The 11880-nt window shown below is 67.4% G+C and carries 7 protein-coding genes; 5 read left to right on the plus strand and 2 right to left on the minus strand.

The window, feature by feature from the left end; all coding sequences use genetic code 11:
• Positions 1 to 76 precede the first annotated feature (76 nt).
• Positions 77 to 1156, plus strand: a complete 1080-nt coding sequence (lptF, locus tag BCL79_RS15310) for an LPS export ABC transporter permease LptF (RefSeq protein ID WP_121042609.1) — start codon at positions 77 to 79, stop codon at positions 1154 to 1156.
• Positions 1153 to 2262 (plus strand): LPS export ABC transporter permease LptG, encoded by a 1110-nt coding sequence (gene lptG, locus BCL79_RS15315; RefSeq protein WP_428999466.1) that lies wholly within the window; start codon positions 1153 to 1155, stop codon positions 2260 to 2262. The genes lptF and lptG overlap by 4 nt, the downstream gene beginning before the upstream one ends.
• Before the next feature lie 761 nt (positions 2263 to 3023).
• Here lptG and BCL79_RS15320 read toward each other — a convergent pair.
• On the minus strand, positions 3024 to 3512 hold the full coding sequence (locus BCL79_RS15320) for an RDD family protein (protein WP_121042611.1): 489 nt from the start codon (positions 3510 to 3512) through the stop codon (positions 3024 to 3026).
• Positions 3513 to 3571: 59 nt separating this feature from the next.
• Between BCL79_RS15320 and xerD the strand changes: the two genes are divergently transcribed.
• Positions 3572 to 4549, plus strand: a complete 978-nt coding sequence (gene xerD / locus BCL79_RS15325) for a site-specific tyrosine recombinase XerD (protein ID WP_121042613.1) — start codon at positions 3572 to 3574, stop codon at positions 4547 to 4549.
• Positions 4550 to 4653: 104 nt separating this feature from the next.
• Positions 4654 to 5433: a thioredoxin fold domain-containing protein gene (locus BCL79_RS15330; RefSeq protein WP_121042615.1), complete on the plus strand. Its 780-nt coding sequence runs from the start codon at positions 4654 to 4656 to the stop codon at positions 5431 to 5433.
• A gap of 90 nt (positions 5434 to 5523) precedes the next feature.
• Here BCL79_RS15330 and BCL79_RS15335 read toward each other — a convergent pair whose 3' ends face one another.
• The gene (locus BCL79_RS15335; RefSeq protein ID WP_121042617.1) at positions 5524 to 7632 is read right to left on the minus strand and encodes a glycosyl hydrolase family 18 protein; all 2109 of its coding nucleotides are present in this window, start codon (positions 7630 to 7632) and stop codon (positions 5524 to 5526) included.
• Positions 7633 to 7926: 294 nt separating this feature from the next.
• On the opposite strand from BCL79_RS15335, the gene purL reads away from it, so the two are divergent.
• Complete coding sequence (gene purL / locus BCL79_RS15340; protein WP_121042619.1) at positions 7927 to 11811, plus strand: phosphoribosylformylglycinamidine synthase; 3885 nt, start codon at positions 7927 to 7929, stop codon at positions 11809 to 11811.
• Positions 11812 to 11880 lie beyond the last annotated feature (69 nt).

The following is an 11880-nucleotide window of genomic DNA, read 5'->3' on the forward strand; positions in this document are numbered from 1 at the left end:
AATCGCGAGCTGTTTACGTCCCGTCAGTAGACTGGGCAGCACCGCGAACGAATCCGAGAGTTTAAACCACCGCCCCATGTCGAAGCTCGATCGCTATCTCCTGCGTGATTTCGTCCAGAGTTTCCTGGCCACCCTCATCGTGTTGCTGGTGGTGAGTGTCGGCGGGGTCCTGGTGGACATCCTCGGCAACATCGCCGACGGCCGTCTGCCTGCCCGCCTGCTGTTCTCCCAGTTGGGCCTGCAGTTCATCGTCTACATGCCGCTGATCCTGCCGCTGGCGCTGATGCTGGGCCTGCTGCTGGCCACCGCGCGGCTCTACCGGGACTCGGAAATGGCGGTCATCACCGCCATCGGTGTCGGCCCCAAGCGCCTGCTGCGGCCCCTGATGATGCTGGTGGTGCCGGTGGTCGGCCTGATCGGGCTGTGCTCGCTGTGGCTGGGCCCGTGGGCCGACCGCACCAGCGAGACCATGATCGACGAGGCCAACCGCAGCGTGGTCATGGCCGGCCTGGAGGCCGGCAAGTTCACCCCGCTGCCCAACGGCGGCGTGGTCTACCTGGCCTCGGTCTCCCCCGACGGCACCCAGTTGGGCAAGGTGTTCCTGCAGCGCCAGAAGGAAGACCGCATCGAAGTGATCTCTGCCGACCACGGCCGGATGTACTTCGAGGGCGCCAAGCAGCGCTATCTGGAGCTGGATGACGGCCACCAGGTCGAGGGCCCGGCCAACGGTGCGCTGGATTACAAGCTGATGACCTTCGCCCGCAACGACGTGGCCATGCCCGACGGTGCCGAGACCCGCAAAGACGATGACCCCGAACTGCTGCGCACCACCGAGCTGTTCGGCGATGAGCGCCCGGAGGCCCAGGCCCAGCTTCACTCGCGCATCGCCCCGCCGCTGATCGCGCTCGCCTTCGCCCTGATGACCCTGCCGCTGGCCCGCAGTTCGCCGCGGCAGCAGCGCTACGGCCGGATGATGCTGGCCTTCATGGCCTACATGGTGGGCATGAACCTGATGTTCATCGGCACCCGCTGGATCGCCGATGGCAAGATCCCCGCCGTGGCGGGCCTGTGGTGGCTGACGCTGCCGTTGCTTGCCCTCGCCCTATGGATGTATTTCCGCGACGGCAAACTGTCGCGTCCCCGGAGGACCGCATGAACGTGTTGCGCCCCATGCGGTTTGATCTGTACCTGGGCCGTGCCGTGTTCGGCACCGTCCTGCTGACCTGGGCGGTGCTGGTCGGCCTGGACGTGGTGATGGCCTTCTCCGGGGAGTTCAAGGACGTTGGCAAGGGCAGCTACACCGTCGGCCACGCGGCCGCCTGGGTGCTCTACACCGTGCCTCGCCGCGCCTATACTTTCTTCCCGACCGCCGCCGTGATCGGCGCGCTGATGGGCCTGGGCCAGCTGGCCGCCACCTCCGAACTCACCGCACTGCGCGCGCTGGGCCTGTCGCGCAAGCGCCTGAGCGTCTCGGTCGCGATCGCGCTGTCGCTGATGACCGCGGTCATGGTGTTCAGCGGCGAAACGCTGGGCCCCTGGGGCCAGAGCAAGGCCGATGACGTCAAGATCAGCGCCAGGTGGGGCAGCAGCCTGAGCGCGGCCCGCTATTCGGGCGTGTGGGCGCGGGAAGGCGATACCTTCCTCAACGCGATCAGCGGCGACGAGCAGCTGCAGGCCGGGGGCGGCACGCGCCTGATCCTGCACGACGTGCGTCTGTACAAGATCGCCGACGACGGCCGCTTGGCCTCGATGACGTATGCCACCACCGCCGAACATGACGCCAGAGGCTGGGTGTTGAACAAGGTGCGCCGCGATATCTTCGGTGAGCGTTCGGCAACGCGCGAGACGGCCGAGTCCGAGCCATGGGATTCACGCTTGGATGCGGCGGCGCTGGCCAGCGGCATTTCCAAGCCACGCAATCTGACGGCGATGGATCTGCGTAACAGCATCGAGTACCGCAAGCGCAACGGGCTGGATGCGCGCGATTACGAGGATGTGTACTGGAGCCGTTGGTTCTATCCGATCAACGTGTTGGCGTTGTGCCTGGCGGCGATACCGTTCGCGTTCGGTTCGCTGCGCAGTGGCGGTATGGGCAAGCGGTTGTTCCTGGGCATTCTGTTCGCGTTGGGCTTCTGGTTGCTGCAGTTGTTCTTCGGCCGCATGGCCGGTGCGCTGAAGTTCGATTACCGGATTGCGTATGCGTTGCCGCCGATCGTGATGATGGTGGTGTCCGGGTTGTTGTTCCGACGTAAGTCGGGCTGATTCATCCGGCCGGCCTGGCGGCAAACGCCGAAGCCAAAGCCAAAGCGGCCACCATGTGCTGTCGAGCTAGGCGCGACGGGCTCGCCATTCCGGGACGCGCCGCAAGTACGTCCCTGTAGGCTCGTGTGCTGCCATCCATGGCAGCACACGGTCCCGGCCTGGCAATCCCGCCGCGCCTCCGACAGTGTGCTGGTGGGGGAGGGGAGAGCAGCCGGGCTTCGCCCGTTCTGATGGATTGGAGAAGTGCCGGTGTTCGTGTTCAATCTTGGCGACTGAGCGACTGAGCGACTGAGCGACTGAGCGACTAAGCGACTGAGCAGTTGATCGACTAAGGGATTGATCGATTGAGCGAAGGTTCGACTGCGCGATGGAGGTTGCGCTCCTGAAGGTGTCTCGATCGCGAGAGCCGGTATTCAGTGCGAAACGTCAGCCAAGCAAAAAATCCGCTTTCACCCACCGCACTTCGCAATCTGTCAATGCGGAGAGGCGCAGCCCATTTCAGGACCGTGGTGCGCCATGGATGGCGCACTACGAGCTACATGGGTGAGGGCGGATGGCTTGCGAGGCACTGCCTCGCATCCGACCGAACGCACAGCCGCCAGCGGCTGGGCCGGGCCGCGGAGCGGGACTTGCGGCGGGCCCAGAAATGGGGTGCGCCTCTCCGCAAACGCAGAGAGAGTGGAAACGCTGCTTTTCGCGTTGTCTGTAAGGCGTCAGAGCGTCAGAGCTTTAGAGCGTCAGCACATCAGCACGTCAGCACGTCAGAGCTTCGGCAGCCGAACAACCCGCGTTCCGCTGGCCCGGTCATGCCAGGTCAACCGCTGCCGATCCAGCAGCGCCCACCAGAACCCCAGGCCGGCCGCCAACACCGACAGCGACCCCACCGCATAGCGCCGCCACAACTGCCCGCGCGTCGGCACCGTGCCGTCCAGCGACACCACCCGCAACCGCCACGGGCGCATCCCCAGCGTCTGCCCGCCGCGGCGCCAACTCATCGTCGCGTACAGGCCCGTCACGACCCAGCAGCAGGCCCACAACGCCCACTGCCACGCACTGAACGGCGCGATGTTCTCGCGCTCCGCATGACCGCTCAACGTGTAGACCGCTACGAACACCGCACCGAGCAGCATCCACAGCGCCAGCGCCGGGAAGACGTCGTACAACAGCGACAACCACCGCCACAGCAGCAACGATGCAGGGCGATCAGCAGGGGGGGGCGACAGCGCGGTATCGGTCATGACCCGGAGCATACCCGGCCGGCCGCCCGCGTTCGATGGCCCACGCGCGGTCTGCTCCGTATGCTGTCCGCATGTCCGATGCCACTACCCCCGCCCTGCGTCGCCAGCTCATCCAGCACCTGCCCGAGCTGCGCGAGGATGACAACGTCCGCATCCAGCGTTTCCTCGACACCGCCTGGGCCGAGCACGGCCTCGCGCGTGCCAGCCTGGACAGTTACCGGCGCGATCTCGAAGGGCTCGCGCGCTGGCGTGATGGCGCCGCCGGCGGGCTGGCTGGCCTCGATCGCGCCGGGCTGTTCGATTACCTCGCCTGGCGCTCCCGCCATGGCTGGTCGCCGCGCAGCAATGCCCGCCTGCTGTCCGCGCTGCGGGCCTTCTTCGCCGATGCGGTTCGCCGCGGCGAGCGCGGCGATGACCCCAGCGCGTTGCTGGATCCGCCCAAGCTGCCGCGGCTGCTGCCCAAGGCGCTGGCCGAAAGCCAGATCGATGCGCTGTTGGCCAGCCCCGATATCGAGACGCCGCTCGGGCTGCGCGACCGCGCCATGCTGGAACTGATGTATGCCGCCGGCCTGCGCGTCAGCGAACTGGTCAACCTGCCGGCCAATGCCGTGAACCTGCGGCAGGGGGTGCTGCGCGTGACCGGCAAGGGCAGCAAGGAACGGCTGGTTCCGCTGGGGGAAGAATCCCAGCACTGGCTTGAGCGCTACCTGGCTGAATCGCGCCCGCAGCTCACCGGCAAGCGCAACGTGCCGACGCCGCAGGAGGGCGCCGTGCCGATGTTCCTGGCGCCCTCGCTGCACCCGCTCAGCCGCCAGCAGTTCTGGGGGCTGGTGAAGACGTACGCGGTGCTGGCCGGGATCGACCCCGCCCGGATCAGTCCCCACGGCCTGCGCCACAGCTTTGCCACGCACCTGCTCAACCGGGGCGCGGATCTGCGCGCCCTGCAGATGCTGCTCGGCCACAGTTCGCTGTCCACCACCCAGATCTACACGCTGGTGGCCCGCGAGCACCTGCAGAAGCTGCACGCCAAGCACCACCCGCGCGGCTGAGAGGGTGCCAACCCCGGCCGCGCATCACCGTTCCACTGCGGTCCAGCTGTGTGAGCAGGCAGCTGTGCGAGAATCCAGCCTGACTCCTTACACCGGAATGCTCGATGCTCCGTGTTGCCATTGCGGCGCTCTTCGGCGCGCTCAGCCTGTCTGCCTGCGCGCAGCAACCGTCCGCTCCGGCGGCCAAGACCACTGCCGCCACCCCGGCCGCTGCCGGTGATGCTGACCAGCGCGTGCGTACCGCGCTGCAGCAGCTGGACCCCACCTTCAAGCCTGATTTCATCGGGGCCGCGCCGTTTGCCGGTTTCCGCGAGGTGCTGGTCGGTGGCCAGGTGCTGTATGTCTCCGATGACGGCCGCTACCTGATGCAGTCCCAGCCGTACGACATCCAGAACAAGGCGCCGGTCAGCAGCCAGGGCCTGCTCACCTACCGCCGCAAGCTGCTCGATGGCGTGCCGCACACCGAGCGCATCGTGTTTGCCGCGCCGAATGCCAAGTACACCGTCAGCGTCTTCACCGACATCGAGTGCGGCTACTGCCGCAAGCTGCACCAGGACATCGCCGAGCTCAACCGCAACGGCATCACTGTGGAATATCTGGCGTTCCCGCGCATGGGCCTGGGCAGCCAGGACTACACCGACATGATCTCGGTCTGGTGCGCGGCCGATCGCAAGCAGGCCCTGACCGCCGCCAAGACCGGCAAGGCCGTCACCCCGAAGAACTGCACCAATCCGGTGGCCATGCAGTACAAGCTTGGCCAGCAGATGGGCGTCAACGGCACCCCGGCCATCTTCGCCGCCGACGGCACCCAGCTCGGTGGCTACCTGCCGCCGGCCCAACTCAAGGCCGCGCTGGAGCGCGTCTCGGCAGGCGGCAGCCGCTGAAAACAGAACGCCCCGGCCAGGCCGGGGCGTTTTTCTGTCAGCGGAGGAGCGGCCTGCTCGATCAGCGAGGCAGTGCCCCGCGCGACGGTGTCACTTCAAGCCGTCACTGATCGCCTTGGTCAGGGTGCCCTGCGCATCATCGCCGCTGAACTCCCAGAAGAATGCGCCGCCCAGGCCCTGTGCTTTCACATAGCCCATCTTCTCGGTGATCATGGCCGGCGTATCCAGACTCCAGAACGTGGTGCCGTTGGAGATCCACGTGGCCTTGGCGATGTTGTCGGTGTACACCGGCCAGTTGAGGTTCTTGAGCACCTTCCAATCTTCGATACCGGCTTCGTAGGTGCCCGGTGCCGCGCCGCTGGCGCTCTTGTAGAGCCCGTTGTTGCCGCTGGCCACGCCAGTCCAGCCACGCCCGTAGTAGCCGATGCCCAGGTTCAACTTGCTGGCCGGCACCCCGCGGCTGAGGAAGGCTTCCATCGCATCGTTGCTGTTGTAGAGCTTCTGGTCGCCGGTGGAGGGATCAGCCGGTGAATCGAACAGGGCCGAGTGATGGTTGGTCTGCGGATCCCACGCGCCGTGGAAGTCGTAGGTCATCACGTTGATGAAATCCAGGTACGGGTGGTAGCTGGCCGGATCGGTCACGCGCACCTTGTCCACGCCGGCACCGACGGCCACCGTCAGCAGCAGGCCGGGCCGCACTGCATCGAGTTGGCGGCGGAATTCGGCCAGCAGCGCGGTGAAGTTGGCGTTGTCGGCCGGCGTCCCGCAGCTCAGCCCGCAGGCCACCGGATACTCCCAGTCGATGTCGATGCCGTCGAACACGCCGAGCGCCGCACCCGCACCGCCCGCACCGTCGGCCACCGGCAGGTTGCCTTTGATGTAGGCATCGATGCATGAGGCCACGAACGCCTGCCGGTTGGCCGGCTGCGCCGCGCTGGAGAAGCCGCGCGACCAGGTCCAGCCGCCCAGCGAGATCAGCACTTTTACGTTCGGGTGTTTGGCTTTGAGCTGCTTGAGCTGGTTCCAGTTGCCCCGCAGTGGCTGGTCCCAGGTGTCGCCCGTGCCGCTGACGCTATCGCCGGCAGCGAAGGACTTGCCGTAATCGGCGTAGGCATCGCCGCCCACGCCGGTGTTCGAATCGGAGGCCTGGGTCACGCCCACTTCGCAGCGGTTGTTGCGCACGTTGCCGAAGGCGTAATTGATGTGGGTCAGCTTCGCCGCCGAGCCGCTGGTGTCGATGTTCTTGACCTGGTAATTGCGGCCGTAGATGCCCCACTGGGTGAAGTAGCCGATCACCCGCTTGGTGCTACCCCCGCCGCCACCGGCGGCCGTGGTCACGCTGATCGAGCCGCTCTGCGCCGAGGCATTGCCGGCGTTGTCGCGTGCCCGCACCGTGTAGGTATAGGCCGTGCTCGCGGTAAGGCCGCCATCGGTGTACTGGGTGGCGCTGGGCGAACCGACCAGGCTGCCGTTGCGGTACACGTCGTAGCCGGCCACACCGCTGCCGCCGCTGTTGTCGGTGGCCGCGTTCCAGGCCAGGTTCACCGTCGTGGCGGTCCTGGACGGGGAAGCCAGTCCGCCCGGGATGCTGGGGGGCGATGTGTCGTTGCTGGCCGCGGTGACGGTCACATTGACGGTGGCCGAGGAGGTCACCGCGTTGTTGTTGTCGGTCGCCACCGCCTTGAAGGTGTGGCTGCCGGCCGAGGCATTGCTCCAGACCACGCTGTAGGGCGCGCTGGTGTCGATGCCCAGCGAGGTACCGCCGCGGAAGAACTCGACCTTGCTGATGCTGCCGTCGGTATCGCTGGCATTGGCGCTGACCGTGATGCTGCTGCCGGCGGTGAAGCTGGCCCCGGCGGCGGGCGAGGTCAGCGCGACGCTGGGCGGCTGGTTGCTGCCGCTGCCATCGCAGGCACCGAGGTTGGTGTAGTAGGGCGCACCGGCCGGGTGGTCGGGGGGGGCGTTCCAGATGTCCTGGTTGGCGCGGTACAGCACGCCGCCTTTCTGCAGGGTCTGGCCGGCCAGATAGATGGCCGCGCCATTCCACTCGGGCGCCCCGGTACAGTTCGCGGCCTGCACCAGTGTGGGCGTGCCGGCGGCGGCGGCCAAGGCCAGCGCCAGCAACCAGCGCCGTCGGCGCGGAAGCAGGGCGGGGGAGGAAAACGATGTCACTGCACGGCGCGCAATCGGGTCTGGCATGGTCGGTCTCCGATCAGGTGGTGTGCGCATGCCGCCGGGATGGCGGCATGCGTGCAGCAGGTCCGGGCGCCGGTGAGAGAGGCCGGCAACGACGTGGGGGACGGACGGCACCTGGCGCTGGGCCAGGTGGTGATAACGTTGTCATGTAATCGACATGCAATCCGTGAACCAGTCGATGGTTCGCGTGTGAACGGTGTCGTCCGCGGCCCCAGGCCGACCGATCCCCCGGGCCGGGCCGGGGCGGCCGACTTGGGTACAATAGTGGGCCCCGTTCCCAACCACGGTTCCCCGGACATGATGGTCCTCGAGGGCACATCCGCCCTTTCGCCGTTCCGCCGCGAACGTCTTGAATCCCGCCTGCAGTCCCTGGCCGCCGATCTGCGCATCACCGGTGCCTGGCATGTCTACTTCATCCAGACCGAGGGCGATGCGGCCCCGGACCCGGCGATCCTGAGCCGGATCCTGGAAGCGCAGCCGGCGCTGGCCGGGCGTGAGGACGGGGCGGTATCGCGCTTCGTGGTGCCGCGGTTGGGCACGCTGTCGCCGTGGTCGAGCAAGGCCACCGAGCTGGTCCGCGGTGCCGGGCAACCGATCCGCCGGGTCGAACGTGGCCTGCGCATCGATCTGGCCGGCTGGCCGGCCGATGCGGCCGCACAGGAAGCGGTGATCCGCGCGCTGCACGACCCGATGACCCAGTCCGTGCTGGCCGAGACCGCCCAGGCGCAGGCGCTGTTCAGCGCCCCGGCGCGTGGTGAGCTGGAACGGATCGCCCTGGAAGATCTGGAGGCAGCCAACAGCCGCCTCGGCCTGGCCATGGCCCAGGACGAGATCGACTACCTGCGCCAGCGCTTCGGCGCGTTGGGCCGCAAGCCGTCGGACGTGGAACTGATGATGTTCGCGCAGGCCAACTCCGAGCACTGCCGCCACAAGATCTTCAATGCCAGCTGGACCATCGACGGTGCCGACCAGTCGCACTCGCTGTTCCGGATGATCAAGAACACCCACCAGCAGACCCCGCAGCACACGTTGAGCGCCTACAGCGACAACGCTGCGGTGGTGGCCGGCTTCCCGGCCGCGCGCTATCGCCCGGATCCGGCCACCGGCCAGTACCGCAGCGAGGCCGTGGTCGATTCGGCGTTCTGCATCAAGGTGGAAACACACAACCACCCGACCGCGATCGCCCCGTTCCCAGGTGCGGCCACCGGTGCGGGCGGTGAGATCCGCGATGAAGGCGCGACCGGCCGCGGCGGCAAGCCCAAGGCCGGCCTGACCGGTTTCTCGGTCTCGCACCTGCGCATCCCGACCCTGCCGCAGCCGTGGGAGGCACCGCGCGCGCTGAACCCGCGCATGGCCCCGGCGCTGGACATCATGCTGGACGGCCCGCTCGGCGGCGCCGCGTTCAACAACGAGTTCGGCCGCCCGAACCTGCTCGGCTACTTCCGCAGCTTCGAACTGCCCGAAGGCGAGGGCCTGACCCGCGCCTACGACAAGCCGATCATGCTGGCCGGTGGCCTCGGCGCGATCGACCAGAACCAGGTCGAGAAGCTGCGCCTGCAGCCCGGCGATGCGGTGATCGTGCTGGGTGGCCCGGCGATGCTGATCGGTCTCGGCGGCGGTGCCGCCAGTTCGGTGGCCTCCGGTGAGAGCGCCGAAGACCTCGATTTCGCCAGCGTGCAGCGCGACAACCCGGAAATGGAGCGTCGCTGCCAGGAAGTGATCGACCGCTGCGTCGCGCTCGGTCTGGACAACCCGATCCGCTGGTTCCATGACGTGGGCGCCGGTGGCCTGTCCAACGCGATTCCCGAGCTGCTGCATGACTCCGGCGTGGGCGGTGTGATCGATCTGGGCAAGGTGCCCGCCGATGACCCGTCACTGTCGCCGATGCAGTTGTGGTGCAACGAATCGCAGGAACGCTACGTGCTCGGTGTGCCGCAGGCACGCCTGGCCGAGTTCGCCGCGCTGTGCGCGCGCGAACGTTGCCCGTTCGCCGCCGTTGGTGTCGCCACCGCTGAAGAGCGGCTCGTCGTGGCGTACGGCGCCACCGTGGGCAATACCCCGGCGGATGCCCCGATCGATCTGCCGATGGACGTGCTGTTCGGCAAGGCGCCGAAGATGCACCGCGACACCGTGCACCCGGCGGCACCGCGCTGGCCGGCGCTGAAGACCGCCGGGCTTGACCTGCATGAGGCCGGTCTGCGCGTGCTGGCCCATCCCTCGGTGGCCTCGAAGAACTTCCTGGTCACCATCGGCGACCGCAGCGTCGGTGGCCTGACCGCGCGCGAACAGATGATCGGCCCGTGGCAGCTGCCGCTGGCCAACGTCGCCATCACCTTGGCCGGGTTCGACAGCGTCGCCGGTGAAGCGATGTCGATCGGCGAGCGCACCCCGCTGGCGCTGCTGGACGCGGCCGCGTCGGCGCGCATGGCGGTCGGTGAAGCGATCACCAACCTGTGTGCGGCGCCGGTGGATGCACTGGAAACGGTGAAGCTGTCGGCCAACTGGATGGCCGCGGCTGGCCATCACGGTGAAGACGCGCTGCTGTATGACGCGGTGCGTGCGGTCGGCATGGAGCTGTGCCCGCAGCTGGACCTGAGCATTCCGGTCGGCAAGGACTCGTTGTCCATGCAGGCGCAGTGGCAGGCCGACGGCCAGGCGCACAAGTCGGTGTCGCCGGTGTCGCTGGTGATCTCGGCGTTCGCGCCGGTTGCCGATGCGACCGGCCAGCTGACCCCGCTGCTGGACCGTGACGCCGACAGCGAGCTGTGGCTGATCGGCCTGGGGGCGGGCAAACAGCGCCTGGGCGGCTCGATCCTGGCCCAGGTGCACGCCGACCATTCCGCACTGCCGGCCTTCGCCGGTGCCGTGCCGGATCTGGACGATGCACAGCGCCTGCGTGCCTTCTTCGAACTGATCCGCGATGCGCGCCAGGCCGGCCTGCTGCTGGCCTATCACGACCGCAGCGATGGCGGTGCGTTTGCCGCGCTGTGCGAAATGGCTTTCGCCTCGCGCCTGGGCCTGGATATCACCCTGGACGCCTGGGGCGATGATCCGTTCCGCAGCCTGTTCAATGAAGAGCTGGGTGCGGTGGTGCAGATCGCCAAGGAAGACCGTGCCGCGTTTGCTGATCTGGTCGAGCGTCATGCACTGACCGAATGCGCGCAGCGCATCGCGCGTCCGACCACCGCCCCGGTGGTGCGTGTCTCGCTGCAGGGCGAAAGCCTGGTCGAGTGGCGCTGGGAAGCGCTGTTCGATGCCTGGTGGTCGGTCACCCACGCCATGCAGAAGCTGCGCGACAACCCGGACAACGCCGACCAGGAGCGTGCGATCGCGCGCAACTTCAACGCGCCGGGCCTGAAGCCCAAGCTGACCTTCGATATCAGCGAAGACGTGGCGATGCCCTTCATCAACACCGGCGCGCGTCCGCGTGTGGCGGTGCTGCGCGAGCAGGGCGTCAACGGCCAGATCGAAATGGCGAACGTCTTCGAACGTGCTGGCTTCAGTTCGTTCGACGTGCATATGAGCGACCTGATCGAAGGCCGTGTCGCACTGTCCGATTTCACCGGTCTGGTGGCCTGTGGCGGCTTCAGCTACGGCGACGTGCTCGGTGCCGGCCGCGGTTGGGCCACCTCGGTGCTGGAGCGCAGCGCGCTGCGGGATGCCTTCGCCGCATTCTTCGCCCGCGAGGACAGCTTCGCCTTGGGCGTGTGCAACGGCTGCCAGATGATGAGCCAGCTGAAGGACATCATCCCCGGTGCCGAGCACTGGCCGCAGTTCCGCCGCAACCGCAGCGAGCAGTTCGAAGCGCGCACCGCGTTGCTGGAAGTGGTGGAATCGCCGTCGATCCTGCTGCGTGGCATGGCCGGCTCGCGCCTGCCGGTCGCGGTGGCGCACGGCGAAGGCCAGGCGGTGTTCGCCAATGCAATCGATCAGGCCGCGGCGCGCGTATCGCTGCGTTACATCGATGGCGATGGCAACGTGGCCACCCAGTACCCGCTGAATCCGAACGGCTCGCCCGACGGCATCACCGGCCTGACCACCACCGATGGCCGCACCACGATCATGATGCCGCACCCGGAGCGTACCCCGCGTGCGATCAACCACAGCTGGCATCCGGATGACTGGAACGGTGATTCACCGTGGCTGCGGATGTTCCGCAACGCAAGAGTATGGTGCGGCTGATACTGCGCACCGCATCAAAATCGATGCAGTGAAAATCGCGTGAAGAAACCGCCGGCCTGTCCGGCGGTT

This window comes from Stenotrophomonas rhizophila (assembly GCF_003651185.1).
GTDB lineage: Bacteria > Pseudomonadota > Gammaproteobacteria > Xanthomonadales > Xanthomonadaceae > Stenotrophomonas > Stenotrophomonas maltophilia_Z.